This is a genomic window from Vibrio gazogenes, from assembly GCF_002196515.1.
Taxonomy (GTDB): domain Bacteria; phylum Pseudomonadota; class Gammaproteobacteria; order Enterobacterales; family Vibrionaceae; genus Vibrio; species Vibrio gazogenes_A.
The window spans coordinates 1,347,651-1,366,708 of the sequence record NZ_CP018835.1; the positions used below are offsets into that span (position 1 = coordinate 1,347,651).

At 46.9% G+C, this 19,058-nt stretch carries 19 protein-coding genes; 12 read left to right on the forward strand and 7 right to left on the reverse strand.

What is annotated here, in order from left to right; translation table 11 throughout:
• Positions 1 to 23 precede the first annotated feature (23 nt).
• From gshB to ruvX, 3 genes are read left to right on the forward strand one after another with little or no spacing between them, the layout of a single operon-like run.
• Positions 24 to 971 carry a glutathione synthase gene (gene gshB, locus BSQ33_RS06165; RefSeq protein WP_021019828.1) on the forward strand — a complete coding sequence of 316 codons (948 nt, stop codon included), beginning with the start codon at positions 24 to 26 and terminating at the stop codon, positions 969 to 971.
• A gap of 41 nt (positions 972 to 1,012) precedes the next feature.
• On the forward strand, positions 1,013 to 1,576 hold the full coding sequence (locus tag BSQ33_RS06170) for a YqgE/AlgH family protein (RefSeq protein WP_021019827.1): 564 nt from the start codon (positions 1,013 to 1,015) through the stop codon (positions 1,574 to 1,576).
• Between the two features lie 42 nt (positions 1,577 to 1,618).
• Entirely contained in the window at positions 1,619 to 2,041 is a 423-nt protein-coding gene (gene ruvX / locus BSQ33_RS06175) for a Holliday junction resolvase RuvX (RefSeq protein WP_021019826.1), read from the forward strand.
• A 140-nt stretch (positions 2,042 to 2,181) separates the two neighbouring features.
• On the opposite strand, the gene BSQ33_RS06180 is transcribed toward ruvX, so the two are convergent.
• Complete coding sequence (locus tag BSQ33_RS06180) at positions 2,182 to 3,180, reverse strand: type IV pilus twitching motility protein PilT (RefSeq protein ID WP_088133661.1); 999 nt, start codon at positions 3,178 to 3,180, stop codon at positions 2,182 to 2,184.
• Between the two features lie 182 nt (positions 3,181 to 3,362).
• Here BSQ33_RS06180 and BSQ33_RS06185 point away from each other — a divergent pair, with 182 nt between their 5' ends.
• The 5 genes from BSQ33_RS06185 (at position 3,363) to BSQ33_RS06205 (ending at position 7,478) form a co-directional block, all read left to right on the forward strand.
• Positions 3,363 to 4,070, forward strand: a complete 708-nt coding sequence (locus tag BSQ33_RS06185) for a YggS family pyridoxal phosphate-dependent enzyme (protein WP_021019824.1) — start codon at positions 3,363 to 3,365, stop codon at positions 4,068 to 4,070.
• Positions 4,071 to 4,095: 25 nt separating this feature from the next.
• A complete protein-coding gene (gene proC / locus BSQ33_RS06190) occupies positions 4,096 to 4,917 on the forward strand; it encodes a pyrroline-5-carboxylate reductase (RefSeq protein ID WP_021019823.1) in 822 nt (273 codons plus the stop codon).
• 51 nt (positions 4,918 to 4,968) lie between these two features.
• Entirely contained in the window at positions 4,969 to 5,526 is a 558-nt protein-coding gene (locus tag BSQ33_RS06195; protein ID WP_021019822.1) for a YggT family protein, read from the forward strand.
• On the forward strand, positions 5,511 to 5,813 hold the full coding sequence (gene yggU / locus BSQ33_RS06200; RefSeq protein WP_027694121.1) for a DUF167 family protein YggU: 303 nt from the start codon (positions 5,511 to 5,513) through the stop codon (positions 5,811 to 5,813). Before BSQ33_RS06195 ends, yggU begins: the two co-directional genes overlap by 16 nt.
• A gap of 201 nt (positions 5,814 to 6,014) precedes the next feature.
• Complete coding sequence (locus BSQ33_RS06205) at positions 6,015 to 7,478, forward strand: UbiD family decarboxylase (protein WP_021019820.1); 1,464 nt, start codon at positions 6,015 to 6,017, stop codon at positions 7,476 to 7,478.
• Between the two features lie 176 nt (positions 7,479 to 7,654).
• On the opposite strand, the gene BSQ33_RS06210 is transcribed toward BSQ33_RS06205, so the two are convergent.
• From BSQ33_RS06210 to BSQ33_RS06235, 6 genes are read right to left on the reverse strand one after another with little or no spacing between them, the layout of a single operon-like run.
• Complete coding sequence (locus BSQ33_RS06210; protein WP_027694120.1) at positions 7,655 to 8,785, reverse strand: response regulator; 1,131 nt, start codon at positions 8,783 to 8,785, stop codon at positions 7,655 to 7,657.
• A complete protein-coding gene (locus tag BSQ33_RS06215) occupies positions 8,778 to 11,948 on the reverse strand; it encodes a PAS domain-containing hybrid sensor histidine kinase/response regulator (protein WP_088133662.1) in 3,171 nt (1,056 codons plus the stop codon). The genes BSQ33_RS06210 and BSQ33_RS06215 overlap by 8 nt, the downstream gene beginning before the upstream one ends.
• Positions 11,945 to 12,556 (reverse strand): SpoIIE family protein phosphatase, encoded by a 612-nt coding sequence (locus BSQ33_RS06220; protein ID WP_088133663.1) that lies wholly within the window; start codon positions 12,554 to 12,556, stop codon positions 11,945 to 11,947. Before BSQ33_RS06220 ends, BSQ33_RS06215 begins: the two co-directional genes overlap by 4 nt.
• On the reverse strand, positions 12,546 to 13,013 hold the full coding sequence (locus BSQ33_RS06225; RefSeq protein WP_088133664.1) for an anti-sigma regulatory factor: 468 nt from the start codon (positions 13,011 to 13,013) through the stop codon (positions 12,546 to 12,548). Before BSQ33_RS06225 ends, BSQ33_RS06220 begins: the two co-directional genes overlap by 11 nt.
• The gene (locus tag BSQ33_RS06230) at positions 13,006 to 13,377 is read right to left on the reverse strand and encodes an STAS domain-containing protein (RefSeq protein WP_021019816.1); all 372 of its coding nucleotides are present in this window, start codon (positions 13,375 to 13,377) and stop codon (positions 13,006 to 13,008) included. The genes BSQ33_RS06225 and BSQ33_RS06230 overlap by 8 nt, the downstream gene beginning before the upstream one ends.
• A gap of 15 nt (positions 13,378 to 13,392) precedes the next feature.
• On the reverse strand, positions 13,393 to 14,310 hold the full coding sequence (locus BSQ33_RS06235) for a protoglobin domain-containing protein (protein ID WP_021019815.1): 918 nt from the start codon (positions 14,308 to 14,310) through the stop codon (positions 13,393 to 13,395).
• 416 nt (positions 14,311 to 14,726) lie between these two features.
• Here BSQ33_RS06235 and BSQ33_RS06240 point away from each other — a divergent pair, with 416 nt between their 5' ends.
• From BSQ33_RS06240 to BSQ33_RS06260, 4 genes are all read left to right on the forward strand, one after another.
• Positions 14,727 to 16,679 (forward strand): M6 family metalloprotease domain-containing protein, encoded by a 1,953-nt coding sequence (locus BSQ33_RS06240; protein WP_021019814.1) that lies wholly within the window; start codon positions 14,727 to 14,729, stop codon positions 16,677 to 16,679.
• 160 nt (positions 16,680 to 16,839) lie between these two features.
• The gene (locus BSQ33_RS06245; RefSeq protein ID WP_088133665.1) at positions 16,840 to 17,352 is read left to right on the forward strand and encodes a lipocalin family protein; all 513 of its coding nucleotides are present in this window, start codon (positions 16,840 to 16,842) and stop codon (positions 17,350 to 17,352) included.
• Between the two features lie 200 nt (positions 17,353 to 17,552).
• Positions 17,553 to 17,927, forward strand: coding sequence for a hypothetical protein (locus tag BSQ33_RS06250; RefSeq protein WP_088133666.1), 375 nt, complete (start codon positions 17,553 to 17,555; stop codon positions 17,925 to 17,927).
• A 217-nt stretch (positions 17,928 to 18,144) separates the two neighbouring features.
• Entirely contained in the window at positions 18,145 to 19,026 is an 882-nt protein-coding gene (locus BSQ33_RS06260) for a HEPN domain-containing protein (protein ID WP_088133668.1), read from the forward strand.
• Positions 19,027 to 19,058 lie beyond the last annotated feature (32 nt).

Consider the following 19,058-nt stretch of genomic DNA (forward strand, 5'->3'; position numbering starts at 1 on the left):
ACTCAAGACTTGGAGAATAAAGAATGATTAAACTAGGCGTTGTGATGGATCCGATTGAAGGGATCAACATCAAAAAAGATACCACCTTTGCGATGATGCTTGAAGCACAGCGTCGTGGCTATGAAGTGCACTACATCAAAATGGATGGACTGCATTTAGATCAAGGCGTCGCTTATGCCGACACTCAAATTGTGCGTCTTCAGGAAGATCCGAACCACTGGTTTGATATTCAGTCAAGCCAAAGCATTGCGCTGTCTGAGCTGGATGCAGTACTGATGCGTAAAGATCCACCATTCGATACAGAATATATCTACGCCACTTATATTCTGGAAAGAGCAGAAGAACAAGGCACCCTGATTGTCAATAAACCGCAGAGTCTGCGTGATTGCAATGAGAAGCTGTTTACGGCTTGGTTCCCGGAATTGACACCGACCACCATTGTGACCCGCAAAGCGGAGAAAATCCGCGCATTTCAGCAGCAGCACGGCGATATTATTCTCAAGCCGTTAGATGGGATGGGTGGCGCGTCGATCTTCCGAGTGAAATCCGGCGATCCAAACCTTTCCGTCATTATTGAAACACTAACCAACCAAGGTCAGAATTACTGTATGGCACAAACGTTCGTGCCGGATATCAGTAATGGTGATAAACGCATCCTTGTCGTAGACGGAGAGCCAATGCCATATTGTCTGGCCAGAATTCCACCCAAGGGTGAAACGCGAGGCAATCTGGCAGCTGGAGGAACAGGAGAAGCCCGGCCACTGACAGAAACGGATCGTCAAATCGCTGAAAAAATCGCACCGGCACTGAAGGAAAAAGGGCTAATTTTTGTCGGTCTCGATGTGATTGGTGATAAACTCACCGAAATCAATGTCACCAGCCCAACTTGTGTTCGGGAAATTGAAGCGAAATACAATATTTCAATTACAGGAAAACTCATGGACGCTATCGAACGTCGCGTAAAAGCATAAATGGTGTCAGAATTTCTCTCTGAATAACGAGGGCTCATCCGATGAATTTAACCAATCATTTTCTTGTGGCAATGCCGGGAATGCAGGACCCTTACTTCAAAAATAGTGTGATTTACATTTGTGAACACAATGAAGAAGGTGCCATGGGGCTGATGATCAATGCCCCTATCGATATCACAGTAGAAACTATGCTGAAACAGGTCGAGATTGACCCACTTTATCCGCAGGAAAACACCGATAGTTTGAATAGCCCTGTCTTTAACGGTGGGCCGGTTTCTTCTGATCGGGGTTTTATTTTGCACCGTCCCAAAGATCACTATGAATCCAGCCTGCAAATGACGGATGAGCTGAGTGTTACAACCTCAAAAGATATTCTGGCTGTGCTCGGTACTGATGCCGAGCCCAGTCATTATCTGGTTGCTCTTGGTTATTCCGGTTGGGAAGCAGGCCAACTGGAGAGTGAATTAGCTGACAATTCCTGGCTGACGATTGAAGCCGATCCCGAAGTCATTTTTAACACACCGATTCACGAGAAGTGGAATCGGGCGGTCAAAACACTGGGTATCACCCCAGCACAGCTATCAACAATGGCCGGACACGCTTAATCCTATCGTGACTGACGCGTATCAACAGAGTGAAAGTAAAATATGTCCAGAACAATCATGGCCTTTGATTATGGTACGAAAAGTATCGGCAGCGCGATCGGGCAGGAAATTACCGGCACCGCATCCCCTCTGAAGGCGTTTCCGGCAAAAGACGGGATTCCCAGATGGGAAGATATTGAGAAGCAGATTCAGGAATGGAAACCGGACCTGCTCATTGTCGGCTTACCGACTGATTTACAAGGCAAAGATTTGGAGACCATCACACCTCGTGCCAAAAAATTTGCCAATCGCCTACATGGTCGTTTCGGTTTACCGGTTGAACTGCATGATGAACGTTTATCTACGACCGAAGCCCGCAGCACACTGTTTGAGCACGGCGGTTTCCGAGCGCTGAAAAAAGGCAATATAGACTGTCAATCAGCGGTGATCATTCTGGAAAGCTGGTTTGAAACCCAGTGGGGGTGAGCCCCTCACTGGTTCTCTATCTCTCATTTCTCTAGCGACTTCAGGTCATCGTTCATGTAGATCGCTACACTTCACATGACCTGCCTTGACTAAATGCACGACAAATTGCTGCAAAAACCATCACGAAAGGTCAACAGCCCCTAGGATTCCGGCAAAACTTTCCCGAGAGTCAATAACCGCTGCCGATCTTGCATCATGGTTCTCATCCCACGCTCGGCCCCTGCCTGCATAACCGATTCAATCTGAGGCAGTCGATTTTCCCGAATCAAATTCCGCACCGCCGAGGTCGCTATCAACACTTCATAACAGCCGACCCGACCGCCCCCGACTTTGGGCAATAAGCGCTGGGCAATCACTGCCTGTAGCGATTCGGCCAGCACCGTACGAACCCGGCTCTGCTCATCCGCAGGAAACACGTCAATCATCCGATCAATGGATTGGGCAGCATTACGGGTATGCAGTGTTGCCAACACCAAATGTCCGGTTTCTGCGGCGGTCAAAGCCAGGCGAATGGTTTCAGAATCGCGTAACTCACCGATCAGCAACACATCCGGATCGGCCCGTAATGCAGCGCGCAGCGCCTCGGCAAAAGACGCACTGTCGCGCCCGATTTCCCGGTGATGGACCAAAGACAGCTGAGAGTGATGGACAAACTCAACCGGATCTTCAATCGTCACAATATGCTTCTCATCACAACGGTTCATTGCATCAACCATCGCAGCTAAAGTCGTTGATTTGCCGGAACCGGTCGCCCCAGTAACCAATACCAAACCCTGACGATAGCGACAAATATCGGCAAGAACATCCGGCACGTCGAGTGATTGGAGCGTCGGAATATCATTCGGAATATAGCGCATCACCGCAGCATAGCCACGGCTTTGCACAAAGCGGTTCACCCGAAATCGACCAAACTCACTCTGATAACACCAGTCTGCTTCTTGGGCGAGACGGAATTGTTCTCGCTGTGCGACAGTCATCATTGATTCAGTCAGAGACAGAACCCTCTGGCTGGATAACGTTTCACATGCCAACTTTCTCAATCCACCATCGATCCGTAACATCGGCGGGTGATTTGCAGAAAGATGTAGATCAGAGGCATTCTGTTTTACACTGAGAGCCAATAAGCTTGATATATCCATAAGTTGATTCGGTTACTTTATTTTTTCAGGGTGACTGTTTTACAGGGATCATTGTTTTCATTGGAACGAACCGATTTTTATCGGGAAAATACATCAATTGAGTCTTTATCTGCTGATGGTGTTCTGCTTACAATGAACGGTTACAATGAACTTTCTACAACTACCTGTTTAGATAAATAATTATGAGTACGATTGCACAAAACATTCAACATATCATGTCAGACATCGAGCGGGTTCAGGAAAAATGTGGACGTACTCGAAATTCTGTTCTTTTGCTGGCAGTCAGCAAAACCAAACCGGTCGAAGCGATTGATGAGGCGATTCAAGCCGGCCAGCTTGCTTTCGGTGAAAACTATGTGCAAGAAGGGATCGAAAAAGTACAGTATTTCGCCCGACACGCACAGGATAAACCTTTAGAATGGCACTTTATCGGCCCGATACAGTCCAATAAAACACGTCAGGTTGCTGAGCACTTTGCATGGGTTCATACCATTGATCGCGAGAAAATCGCCCAACGTCTCAACGATCAAAGACCGGCTGACATGCCACCGCTTCAGGTACTGATTCAGGTCAATACCAGTGGTGAAGACTCCAAATCCGGAGCCGGAGAGCAAGAGATTTTTCAGTTGGCTGCATTGATTTCTGCGCTGCCAAACCTCACTTTAAGAGGATTAATGTCGATTCCGGAAAACGTGCCGGACTACGATGCCCAACTGACAGCATTTAAAAAATTGGCCACACTGAAAGAAAAACTACAAGATATCTATCCCGAAGTGGATACGCTTTCCATGGGAATGAGTGGAGATATGGAAGCTGCGATTGCAGCGGGTAGTACCATCGTCAGAATCGGAACCGCCATTTTCGGTGCCCGTGATTATTCAAACACCTGACGCCAAAAACTAAGGAAAACTATCTATGGAACAAAGACAGATCGCCTTCATCGGTGCCGGAAATATGGCAAAAGCGATCATTGCAGGCTTAGTCGGTAGCGGATATCCCGCGACACAAATCACGGCAACAGCACCGACAGATCGGCATTTGCTACCACTGACAAACGATTATGGTATCCGAACATCACATGATAACCATCAAGTCGTCCGGCAGGCAGACGTGGTTGTTCTTGCTGTGAAACCCCAATTAATGGCGGATGTTTGCCGTCATTTTCAAGATATTGATTTGTCGCAAAAGCTAGTGATATCTATCGCTGCCGGCATCACTTGTCAGCGTTTGAGTGATATGCTCAACACGCCGAATCTCAACCTGATTCGGGTCATGCCCAATACGCCATCCTTAATCAATCAGGGTATGAGCGGGTTATTTGCTACTGCACCAGTAACAGAGACGGATCAAGCGTTTACAACCGAACTGTTTCAATCCGTCGGAGAAGTTTGTTGGGTCAATGATGAATCTCAGATGAATGGAATTATTGCCGCAGCCGGTAGCGCACCCGCTTATTTCTTCCTATTCATGGAAGCGATGCAGCAAGAAGCGATAGCCCAAGGATTTGATGCCGAGACAGCTCGTCTGCTGGTTCAACAAAGTGCGGTTGGCGCGGCGGCAATGGTCAAAGCAAATCCGAACAGCGACTTCACAGCACTCAGAGAGCAGGTCACGTCAAAAGGCGGGACGACCGCTGAAGCAATCCGAACCTTCAATGAACATGCTCTGGCTGAAACAGTTGCACAAGCAATGCAAGCTGCGGTAAAACGTGCCGAAGCGATGGAAAAACAATTTTAATCATCATAATGGATAGACCGAGGCGGCGTATCCACGAACTAAGGGCAACTTATGAATTCAATGAGTTTTCTAATCTCTACCCTGTTTAACCTGTATATCATGGTCGTACTGATGCGGATCTGGCTTCAGGCCGCTCGTGCAGATTTTTATAATCCGTTTTCCCAGTTTGTGGTGAAAGCAACGCAGCCGGTGGTTGGTCCGCTGCGCCGTATCATTCCGTCAATAGGCAACCTTGATATGGCAACGGTATTATTTGCCTATGTGCTGTGTGTCCTGAAATTTACCATACTGGTGATGCTTGCTTCCGGTGGTGCGGCAGGATTCAATACCTACTTTTTATTTCTGGGGCTGCTTGCACTGATAAAAGCAGCGGGCGGATTGTTGTTCTGGGTCTTGTTGATCCGTGCCATTCTGAGTTGGGTCAGTCAAGGCAGAAGCCCGATAGAATATGTCTTTATCCAAGTCACTGAACCTTTCCTAATGCCGATCAGAAAAATCTTGCCGGATTTAGGGGGCATTGATTTGAGCGTACTGGTCGTCTTTATTCTGTTGCAATTTATTAACATCATGGTCGGTGACTTTATCGGTCCGTTATGGCATCAGCTATAATGACCGCCATCTGTCAGGAAGGGCTGGATATCATCCTAAGGCTATATATCCAGCCCAAAGCCAGCCGGGACAATATTGTGGGATTACATGGTGATGAACTCAAAATCGCCATTACTGCCCCACCGGTCGATGGCAAAGCCAATGCCCATCTGATTAAGTTTTTGTCCAAACAATTTAAAGTCGCGAAAAGTGGCATTGAGATTGAAAGAGGCGAGCTGGGCAGACATAAACAAGTCCGGATTCATTCCCCAAGCCAAATCCCTCAGATGATCCAATCTTTGTTGTAACTTTACCGAGTCCATCGACTGCGTAGCATCCACTCCCGAATTCAAATCATAGTGTCACATCTGCTGTCCCATTCACGACAGCAATTGCAATAGCAATATGCATACAAATACATAAATAAATTGTTCGTATACGAACATAGTAGTACACTCTTCAGAGAGAAATAAACACCATTCACTGTGACTCTATGAGGTAATGACGTTATGCAACGCATGAAAGACCTTCGTCAATATATTGAAAAACTGGAACAACTCGAAGACATCCGCCACGTAGACAGAGTTGTTGACCCCCATCTTGAAATGGCTGCGATTACACGACGTAGTTACGATCTTCACGCTCCCGCGCCACTCTTCAGCAATATTCTTGGTACGGATAAAGGCATGAGAGCGATGGGTGCACCGGCAGCAATCAGCTCAGTTGCAGGTAAGCCGGCGGCGCGCGTCGCTCTCTCTGTCGGATTGCCTGAAGATGCTTCGTGGCAAGAGATTGTCGAATGTCTGGCGACCTCAACCAAAGCAGAAGGTATTCCACCGAATATCGTCGCAACCGCTCCCTGTAAACAAAATATTCTGCACGGTGCTGATGCGAGTCTTGACCGATTCCCGATCCCTTATCTTCATGAAGGTGATGGTGGCCCTTACTGCAACACATGGGGCACGATTGTGGCGCGTACACCTGATGGTAAATGGACCAACTGGTCAATCGCCCGAATTCAGAAGTTAGATGCGCATCGCATGACTGGGCTGATCATGCTGCCACAACACATTGCCTGTGTATGGGAAGAATGGCGTAAAATTGGTAAGCCAATGCCTTACGCATTGGTACAGGGGTGTGAGCCAGCGTTACCTATCGTTTCATCGATGCCACTCGATGATTACGAAAATGAAAGTGACTACCTTGGGGGACACTTTGGCGAGGCAATTGATGTTGTGCGGTGTGAAACCATCGATCTTGAAGTACCGGCAAGTGCTGAAATCGTCATTGAAGGACATCTTTCGATTGAACGAGAATGTGAAGAAGGCCCGTTTGGCGAGTATCCGGGTTATATGGTGACCGAAACCAGTATGCAGCCGGTATATCATGTTGAGTGTATTACGTATCGTGATGATGCAATCTGGCCATTCATCCCGGAAGGCCGCCCGATTGACGAATTCCATACCGCTGTCGGGGTCGCGATGAGTGCAGAAGCACTTTCAATGTTACGTGAAGCCGATTTACCGGTAACGACCGTCTGGTCACCGCTGGAAACAGCCAACCATTGGCTATTTGTCACTGTCCCCAGTGACTGGCGTGACAAGCTGCCCGGTGTTGACAGTGAAGCATTCGCCTATCAAATTGGACAAAAGATCTGGCAGACGAAGTACGGGTCAAACTGTCCGGTTATCTATGTACTGGATGATGATATTGATCCGACCAATCCGGCCGATTACCTCTGGGCATTACCGACACGGACACATCCCACCAAACGTCGCGTGATTGATCGAGGTCCGATTCTGCCATTACTGGCCTGTTATACCGATGAGGAGTGTCAGGAGCATACGGGAGATCGCGTCGTACATGATTGCCTGCAACCTGCACCGGATCGCGGACGCCTGCGGCATAGTTCATTTGAAGGGGCTTATCCGGAAGAGATCCAATCGCGTGTTATTGAGCTATGGGATCGGTAAATCAATTGCGCAAGACAAAACCAATGGTGCCAAACAAAAACAATTGATCAAAAACAATTGTTCAAAAACAACAGCTTTGAAAAGTGCCTCAGCATCCGTCATTCAACGACCGTGTGGCGGGATTGCAAATATGCATTGGGACTTTTCAGAGCGTAACGCTCCAATCAGTAATTCGGTCAGTCTTTGTCCTGATTCGCAGACGGAAAAGAAGCTTCATGGAAACCTTCGTCCCGGTAGGTTCGGGCGGTGTCCCTAAACTGCTGTTCAATGGCGAGAAAAGCCGCCACTACCGCAGGTTCAAAATGTGTCCCTTTGCCTTTTTTGATGATGCTTACCGCTTTCTCATGAGAGAATGCCGGTTTGTAAACCCGTTCAGAAATCAGTGCATCATAAACATCTGCGAGCGCCATCAAACGGGCGCTGAGCGGAATTTCATACTCTTTCAGCCCCTGCGGATACCCCGAACCGTCCCATTTTTCCTGATGACTCATGGCAATTTCCTTGGCAAATTGCAGAAAATCACATTTGAAATCAATCGCTGACTCCACAGAAACTATCACATTCCGCCCAATCTCAGTATGTGTTTTCATGATCTCGAATTCATCTTCCGTCAGTTTGCCCGCCTTCAAGAGAATCGCATCAGGGATTCCCACTTTACCGATATCATGTAAAGGCGCGGACTTAAACAAATTCTCAATTGTCTCGGGGGTCAACTGCTCGACATAAAGCCCCTGCCGGACGAGTTCTTCCGCCAGATATTTAATGTAACGTTGGGTTCTACGGATGTGATTACCGGTTTCGTTATCTCGGGTTTCAGCCAGTGAGGCCATCGCTTCAATCGTTGCATTCTGCAAGCTTTCCAAATGATGAGTACGCTCTCGAACCCGTTGCTCCAAAATACGGTTTTGGCTCGCAAGATCTGACATTGCCTGTTTCAGACGCAGGTGTGTATGCACTCTGGCAAGCAGAATCGGTGGGCTGATCGGCTTGAGAATATAGTCAACGGCACCGACATCAAATCCCTGTTGTTCGTCTGCTATCTGCGATTTCGCTGTCAGAAAGATCACCGGAATCGCTTGAGTTCGCTCATCAGATTTCAGACGGCGACACACATCATAGCCATCCATTTCTGGCATCATGATATCGAGCAGCACGATATCAGGCAGATATTTCTGACACACGGTGATCGCCTGTTCACCTCGGGTTGTAATTAAAACATGAAAATAGGGCTTCAAGACTTCGCCTAACAAAGCCCGATTCTCGGCATTGTCATCAACAATTAATACCGTATCTTTTTCATCACCCATCTTCTCCCCCAGCCACCGTCGAAAGATCAAGTGGATAAATACTGACTGCTTTTCTGAGTGCTTCGCTTGCCGCTTCGAAATCACAGTCATGAATAGACTGACAACAGGCGTCAAATGACGTGGATGTTAATACCGCTTTAAGGAACAGATAATGCTCATCAAGATACGCAACGGCCTCATTATCATATGCTGCTAAAAGAGTGGCTAACTGCTCAATCACCGCGATGTGTGCTGGTGTCAGAGTCCCGGTCTGCTGCGCTGTCGGCTCCGAACGCTTGAGTGTCTGACATAAGGTGGGAACCAACTGTGCCATGTGTTTTTCAGCTTCACACAATATCGCAGCCAGCGCCTCATCATCTTGTTCTTGCTTAATTGTCATTTCAATCCGGGCCGCAATATCGGAAAGCCGCATGAGTCCAAGATTCGCAGCCGAGCCTTTCAAGGTATGCGCCATCAACGTCGCTTGCGTCCGCTCCTCTTGCGCTAAGGCCTTTTGGATTCGGGGAACGATATCATGTTCTTTATCAATCAACTGAGAGAGTAACCGCTGATAAAGTTGCTCATTGCCAGCCACTCTCATCAGTCCGTTGCGGTAATCCAGAAAAGAGAGTTCACTGAGCTGAGGCGGAGAGGGTTGCGTTAAAGTGGCGGCGTCAGCCGCTTCTGGCTCTGGCGTCTGCGGGGCATCAGCGGCAGCAGACTTTTCGGCACGACACCATTTTTGAATGGTACTCAACAAAACATTCGGATCAATCGGTTTAGATATATGATCATTCATCCCCAAACCAAAACAGCGCTCTCGCTCTTCAACCATCGCATGCGCCGTCATCGCAATCAGCGGAATGTCATCATAAGCCGGAATACTGCGAATATGCTCACTGGCTTCATAGCCGTCCATCACCGGCATTTGCAGATCCATAAAGATCACATCAAATCCTGCCGCCTCATTCAGCGACTCAGCCAGCAGCGAAAGCGCTTCCCGGCCATGGCTTGCAACCGTCACATCCATCCCCCATCCTGCCATCAACTCCAGTGCAATCTGTTGGTTGATTTCATTATCCTCAACCAGCAATACCCGAATCCCGGCCAGATCATCCTGAGGTCTGACACCATGATCCACCGATGAACGATGGGATGGATGTTCCGAAGCCCCAAACAGTGTCACCAGTAAATCAAACAGTTTCGATTGCCCGACAGGCTTAGACAGATAACCGGCTAATTGCAGTTCTTCGGTCACATGGGCAAGTTCATCTTTATCATAGGCAGTCACCATGACAATATGAGGCTGATATTCTAATGGCACGGTCTGGCGAATCTTGCGGCAGGCCTCAACCCCATCCATATCCGGCATATTCCAGTCCATCAAGACCAGATTGATCGGTTGCCCTTCAGCGATGGAGGCGTCAATTTGTGCCAGCGCCTTATCAGCATGATTCACTAATATCGGCGGATGCGACAGCACATCGAGCATATCTCCCATGATCGTTAAGGCATGGTCATTGTCATCAACCACCAACGCCCGAATACCATCGAGCGTATCGGGCAACCCATCAGCAACAGTCCGAGCCCCCTGATCTGCTTTCAGCCAGACATCAAAAATAAAGTGACTTCCTTGCCCCAACTCACTTTCAACCCGAATCGTCCCCCCCATCAACTCAACCAAACGCTGACAGATAGATAACCCCAAGCCCGTACCACCATACTTGCGAGTCGTACTACCGTCCGCCTGAGTAAATACGGTAAATAATTGTTCTATCTGCTCAGGCGTCATGCCAATCCCTGTATCGGAAACGATAAACTCCAACTGAATTTGCTCCGCTTGGCGCTTCACTTCTTTCACAGAAACTGAAATCTCCCCCTGTTCAGTAAATTTCACCGCATTGTTAACCAGATTAATAATCACCTGCCCCAATCGCAGCGGATCACCATATAACTTTTTCGGCAATCCTCGCGGCACAGAAAATAGGAGTTCTAATCCTTTATCAAATGCTTTCTGACCGTTTAGTATGGAGACATTGTGAAAGATATCGTCCAGTTCAAAACTGACATTCTCAATGGTCAGCTTCCCAGCCTCAATTTTACTAAAATCGAGAATGTCATTAATAATCCCCAATAAGAGTGAGGCGGAATTATGGATTTTAGACAGGTAATCATGCTGTTTGGCGGTTAATTTGGTCTTTAACGCTAAATGAGACATACCGATAATTGCGTTCATCGGCGTTCTGATTTCATGACTCATATTGGCCAGAAACATCGATTTAACCTTCAGGGCCTCTTCTGCTTTTTCACGCGCTTCATACAACTCATTTTCAACCACCTTACGCGCAGAAACATCACGTAAGAATAAAGCCGCCTGACAGCGATCATTGAGGACAAAAATCGTCACCCCTAAATCCACCGGAATCATCACACCAGACTTGGTATACGTCTCAACCTCGAAAAACTCACCATACACTTTTGCCTGATCTTGAATGGAGATAGGCGGCTGTAAGATCTCAACCAAAGTATCCGGCATCACCATCTTCAGCAATGTAATACAATGCTGCCCTAAAACATCTTGGCTCTGATATTGATAAATCGCTTCGGCCGTTTGATTCCATAATAGAATTTTGCCCTGTTCATCGATAATCGCCACGCTCGATGGTGCACCATCAACAATCGTCCGGGCAAAGACTTCACTGTCTTGTAAATCCTGTGTTCGTCGTACGATTTCTTGCTCTAATCCAACCTGATGTTGCGCCAGTTGCTGATTTGTATGCTGAAGCTCATTCATCAACTCGTCACGGCTCTTCTCGCGTAACTGATCTGCCAACTGTTCGAATTCAAACTCTGTCGGCTGATAATTGGCAACACATGGCACTGCCCAACTGATCGCCTGACGATTCTGTTCAATCATCAGCCCGGGGACGGTCAATGTTATTGGTTCAGCCGATTCAGGAATCGCACAGCTCACTGTAATCCGCTCCTGCTGAAAGACAAAATCAATGGCACACTCCCCGAAAGCCTCTAGCAACTTCAAGACGAATTCAGCACTCATCAGCATAAAATAATCTTGTTGTTCAGGGCTAAAATGATAGCAACGAAAGATCGCCTGAAATTTGTGTCGGATGACCAGTTTACTGATATTGTCGTGATAGACAGGGCAGTGGATCGATTCATTCATACGTTGTACTCCAGCACGATCACGGTCATATCATCATGTGGTTTACCGAAATGTTCGACCAGAAATGAAGCAAACTGCTGAAGTGGGCGATACTGAGCAAAATGACACAGTCCCAGATCTAAATTTTCCTTAATTCCATCGGTGGTCAATAAGAAGCGTTCATTGTCGCCAAACGGGCCTTGAAACACATTCAATGTCGGGATCATCTCACCGACAACCCCCGGCTGAGAAAAATAAGTACGCCAGTCATCACCACACTTTCTCATTAATGTATTGCCGACACCTACCCCTTGAAAACATCGCGTCTGAAGGTTGAAAAAAACCAATGTGACAGCAGCGCCCAAACTGCCGCGAAAATGATCATGCATCTGCTCAAGTAACTGCGGGAGTTCATTCGTTAACGAGGGATAGATACTCGCGTCAGCATGAAAACGAGCATCGAGATAACTTTCCATCTGTCGAGCCAAGTGAGCGGCTTCCGGCCCATGCCCTAACACATCAATAATCCCGACCATCAAACCCAAGTTATTTTCCCGCACGAACACACCATCTCCGGACTCAGACTCTCCCAAATAAGGAACGCAGTGAGAGTACCATTCAAACGGCATCGTCATTCCCCCATTTGATCACACTCACAATGGTCCCGCGCGTCTCTGTGTCAGATGCTTCGGGAAACGACTGGATCTCAAACTGATCAACCATTCTTTGCACGCCCGGCAACCCCATTCCTAAAGAACCACCAGTCGAAAAATGCTCCGCCATCGCCTGTTCAATATGTGGAATTCCCGGCCCGAAATCCCGGGCAACGACCCGTATACCACGTTCCGTTTTTTGTTCAAATTCGCGCAGAATTTCAGTCAGCTCGATGCGGCCATTTCCTGCATACTTGACAATATTGGTTGCCAGCTCAGAAACAATCGTAGCGATTTCACTCGTCGCTGTCGGAGAAAAATTAAGCTGCTGGGCAAATGTAAATGTCCCCATCACCGCCATCATGACATCTGCTTCACAATCAATCGTATAAACATCACCCAGCGTTTTTATCGATACCGGTTGTTCATCCATCTCTGCGCTCCTGTGACTCGCGGAGCAACACAAGCCCTTGCTCCAAATCTGCAGCACAACATAATGCCGACGTATCAACCCCCAGATTCATCAATCCCATCACAATGCCCGGTCTGAAGCCGACAAAGATACATTGCCGCCCCATGACCTGAACATGCAGGGATATCTGGATCAATGCTTCAATATCTTGTCGATCCAACGTTTTTACCCCAGCCATATCAATCAAGACCCCGTGGATATAATTCTCAGCAAGCTGGCTCAACAGCTCATGACAAAAATCAGCCAGAATACCCGCTGAGAGATCCGCCTGAATAGACGCAACCAGTGCATGTTTGAGCTGGCTAATCGCAATCGATTCCCGCATGACTGCGCTCCTGAATTATTCCGAAAACTGATTCAACGATGTCACATTAAGACCAATCATCTGAAAAGCGTATTCAAGCGCATCCCTGAGTGTCGCATTGGCTTGCACCTCTCCGACATTAACGCCCAACTGAACCATGGTCTGAGCAATCGAAGGAGAAACCCCCGATACCAAACAAGTACACCCCATGAGTTTGGTGGCTTTGGTGATTTTAATGAAATGGTTGGCAACGGCTGTATCGACAACCGCCACCCCGGAAATATCCATGATGAAGATCTTGGCCCGGTTCACGGAGATCTTATTCAAAACCGCAGCCATAATATCTTGGGCTCGTTTGGAATCGATGATCCCTACCAGCGGCAACATCAGGATGTCTTGCCAAATCATGGTGACGGGTGTTGACATAGCCATCAGCGCCTTACTCTGTTCGGAAAAACGCTTATTTGTCAGGCGGGAATAAGTATCAACGACAATCGAGGTATCCATATGGAGCAATTTCATAAACGCGGTTACATAAGCGTTATATGTTTCCGTTTCCATCGAATCATCGTATAACTGCTGGGTAAAAATCAGCATCGAGGTATTCATGCCAGCAAAATAGATCGGAAGCGGCAAACCAACACGCGCATGAACCTCTCCCACGTTTCGGCGCTCCTGAACATAGTCATCGTCAATATTCGCGTTGAAAAAAGAAGTCCAGTAGCGAACCTGAGAATCCTGAACATAGCGTAACCTTCCGGGGTCACCGAAAAATTGAGCATATTCAGGGAGTTTCTCCAGCCAGACATAAAAGTGTTGCACGTATTCACCCAACTTCGGAATCATCATCTGTCCGAATCGGCGAATGAGTTCCAAATCCTCATCCGTTACGTCATGCAAGCGCAACAGTGATTGCGCATCTTTCATCTGAGTAAGTTGAACATCTGGTGACATACGTAGACTCCCTTGCATATCAGTATTTTTCTATCCTGACTATCCTGCATTCGTTCAACACAGCCGTTAATCACAGGTAGAATCATATGTACAGACTCTAATCATAGTCGATAAATTCATCACTCCAATAAAAACAGATCACATGTTGCAGAGAAACAGATACCACATCAATTCACTCATCCTACCACTCGATATTTTTAGGATATTTTGTCACGTTGATTATTAATAAATCACAAAATAATTATATTTATATCAATAAAGTTTTGTGTAATTTTTAAGCTCTCCCAATAAGGAAATTATTTTTACAAATCGATAGAACTTATGGAGAAAAACCTTCGATAAAAAATAAAGCCCTTGATACAATTTAAACCGCAATAAGAATGAAACATTATTTTAAAAAACAAAGAGCGTTTATTATGAAATTAAAAACAACCGTTGGCTTAATGAGCTTATATTTAATTTGCCAGCCAGCTTTTTCGGCAATTCCTTATCATGGCTATCAGTATGATTACACCCAACCGAATGGCGACGTCATTACACTTACACTTGAAGGGAATGATTATTATGCCGAGCAGAGAACCCCTTCCGGTCAGCTTGTCATTTTTGACAAACAATTGGGCGGACTCGCTTACGCGAAGGTCTCTGATGACGGCACAACCCTTGTTTCTAAAGGAGAATTAGTCACTCAAGCCAAAGAGCAGCTCGAACAAAATCTGAGAAGCAGTCTTCATTCCACCATTCTTTCTCAGACTGAACAGCAGCCTGGCTTGTCCGCCAAAGCAAGAGAAAAATTAGCTCAAGAAAACCGTGATAAATTATTACATATCCCGGAAGATGTCAGTCGAATTGCGACATCTCTTGTTCAAACAGCCGATTCATCCAGCCATATTACGGGTAATGTTCGCGGGTTAACAATATTAATTGACTTCCCAGATGATCGCCGAGAAATTAGTCGTTCAGATGTCAATAGTTTTTTAAATGATTTAAATTATAAAGGATACGGAAATTTCCAGTCTATTCGTGGTTATTTCCGTTCTGTATCGGGTGGCAAACTCGATTATACCAATACAGTCAGTACTTATTATACGGCTAAACACAACAAATCTTACTATACCGACCCCAATCTTGAGTTCGGTGTCCGGGCACAAGAACTGATTCATGAAGCATTAGAGTGGATGGAATATCAACAAGGATTCGATTTCTCCACCCTGACAACGGATCGCTGGGGCCGTATCAGAGGGCTTAACTTTTTCTACGCCGGAGATTCAAACAGTGCCTGGTCAACCGGCCTGTGGCCACACATGGGTGGTGTGAACCCACAATTCTGTGCTGATGGTGTTTGTACCAATGCGTCACAAATCTCCGATATGGGAAGCAGCTTATCGATCGGTACTTTCGCACATGAATCAGGACACCTGATCGCAGACTGGCCCGATCTTTATGATTACGACGGCAGCTCAAACGGTTCTGTTGCGCAGTACGGTATCATGGGTTACGGCAGTACCAATGCCCGATCCATGCTACACCCTGTGCCACCGGTTGCACCACTGCGTGATAAGGCTGGCTGGGAAACCGTCATTGAGTTAAACCCAGCGGTCGATCCGAATGCACCGACTGGCCGTATCTCTGCCACATCCGGCAGCAATACCTCCTACAAGTGGTCTAACCCGGACAATCCGGCTGAATCCTTCTACATGGAAGCGATTTATCAAAGCGGACAAAATACCGAGCAATTGGGGAGCGGGCTGGCGATCTGGCACGTCGATCCAAAAGGGAACAACTCCGACGAATGGCACCCTTACATCCAGATGGAACATGCAGACGGCAACCGTGATCCGGAATACTTGCGTAACCGCGGCGATGCGTACGATGTTTATGGTCAATACGGTGAGTTTTCTGCGATCTATCCGAATGATTTAACATCGCGGGGAACAAACTCATTATGGTGGAACGGGCGGGATTCAGGCCTGAGTATCAGTGATATTTCACAACCGGCACAAACAATCTCGTTTGCGATTTCAAAAGACGGCAATGGCGGTGGTGATAATGGCAACGGAGGCTCTTCAACCGAAACCCAAGTGTATACCAACACCATTGCGCAAGGCGGATACACTGCCGAACCAAACAATCAGGCATTCCGTTATGAAGGCGGTACCATCAACGCAACACTGGTCGGCCCTGACGGAACAGACTTCGATCTGAAACTGATGCGTTGGGATGGTAATAACTGGCAACAAGTCGCAGCGTCTGAAGAACCCGCATCCAGAGAGCAGATCACCTATACGGCTGATGCGAATTTCTACTACTTCCAAGTGTATGCATACAGCGGTTCAGGCCAGTACAATCTGACGATCTCGCTCACCCACTAATCACAGCGACCGGGACACGATCATCCCATCTAAACGCGGTGTTCAGCACCGCGTTTTTTTTATTCGCACACCCCGATGAATCAGCTATGATCATCACAGCATTGATGATCCCGGTGATTCACACCGAGCAAAAATAAACACACAGTCAAAAGGAACGGATATGAAAAAATTGCTGCTGATGTTGGTTACACTTACACTCACGGGCTGTCTTGGAATGCCCGAAACTGTTCAACCCGTCTCTAATTTCGACGTACAACATTATTTAGGCAAATGGTATGAAATTGCCCGTTTAGATCATTCATTTGAAGAAGGTCTCACCCATGTCACCGCAGAATATACGCCCAGAGATGACGGGGGCATTACGGTGCTGAACCGCGGCTTTTCCGCAGTTGACAACAAATGGGAAGAAGCCCAAGGGAAAGCCTATTTTGTCAATAGTGACTCAGAAGGCTATTTAAAAGTCTCGTTCTTTGGCCCTTTTTACGGCTCCTACGTGATCTTTGCCCTCGATGATGACTATCGTTATGCCTTTATCTCTGGTCCGGACACCGATTACCTATGGCTATTGTCTCGCACCCCAACCGTTGATCAGCAAGTGATTGATCAGTTTATCCACATGGCGAAAGCACGCGGTTTTGATACCGATCGTTTGATTTTTGTGGATCAGCAGTGAGCGGCTCACTTTAAACGGTCACCAATCCGTTCGGCAGTTCATTAAAGCACGGACATCAACGAATCAATCAAGAGACTGACTGGGCTTGTTTTAATTCGTTGTTATCTGAGCTCTCATACATCTTTTAACCTCATTCGATTCAGGACTTGTCCATCATTTAGGGCAACGTTAAAGTAAGTCACTACCTGATAATTCATAATATGGGAGAAAGAGAATTGAGTCGCATTGGATTCATTGTTTATTGGCTGGGTTGCATTGTTGTTTTTACTTATTTATTGAACCATGATTGGCAGCAATTTTATGATTCCTTTTCTTTAATTTGCACATTTATCCCTGCACTTTGTTCGTTATTGATCCGAAAGCATGAATCTATTGACGAAAAATGCTTAAGATTTATCAAAGTCAATTGGATCAGTGCGGGATTGACAACCGTATACGGCATCATTTTATCAATGAGTTATATTCCTTTTGATCCCGAAGGTTTAGTTGTTGGTTTCAGTGTCGCAATACTCCCCATTTTTTATGCATTTTCGGCGACTTTAGTATTAGCACCATTGGTGACAGAGAAGCATTGATAGCCCCCACCAAAGCATTAAAAAAGTATGAGTTTTCCTGAATTGTGTCGCAAAGTGATCCTGTGAGTCTCGCTGCTGCCAACAAAATCGATCACGATACCAGCGTTGAATAACAGCAGGGTATTACCATGACAAAACCGCAAATCATCAACAAAAACAACACCGCTCGATGTGGTAACGGTTTGTTTTGTCCCCGGCTCATAGTAGGATAGCCACGATGAAAACAGCACTCGACCACCTCCCTGAGCGGAAGCAACAAGAACTTCACACCATCACCACTGTATTGCGCGATACGCTGGATGATTTTCTGCGCAACAAAAACGGCAGTAAGGCTGAGTTTCGCATTCTTAAAATTATCCTCTTTGGCAGTCATGCCAAAGGCACTTGGGTTAGCGACCGACCTAACGGTTATATCAGTGACTACGACATTCTGGTGATCGTCAACAGAGCGTCATTGGTCGAAGAGTACGCGGTGTGGCACAGTGCCGAAGAGCAGATCGCGCGTCGCGTCACATCTGCCCCGCTCGGTTTGATCGTCCACACACTCAATGAAGTCCATCAGCAGCTCCAGCAAGGTCATTACTTCTTTGCTGATATTCGAGAACAGGGCATTGAACTGTTCAGCGCCGATAAACGGGAACTGCCCACACCGGGGAATTTAAGTGAAGCCGAGCGAGTTGCTATTGCAACCAAACATTTTAATCATTGGTTTAGTAGCGCAGCACAATTTTATGAATCAGCATATAAACCAATGCTTGAAAATAAATACTTCAACTATGCTGCATTTCAACTCCATCAGGTAACGGAACGCCTGTTCGCCTGCACCCTGTTAGTCTGTACCAACTATCTACCCAAAACCCACAATCTTGAAAGCCTGCGCTCAATGTGCGCCCAGCAAGATCCGGCCTTTGCCGAACTGTTCCCGATGGAAAACAAATTCCACCGCCGCAGCTTCCAGCGCCTTAAACGCGCCTACATCGATGCCCGCTATTCCGAGCATTATGAAATCAGCGCAGAAGAATTGGTCTATTTGCAGTGTGAAGTGGAGAAATTGCGGGAGATAACGGAATGGGTTTGTCGGGGGAGAGTTGAGGTTTAACTATATGGAGCGGATGCTCCATATCTGATGAA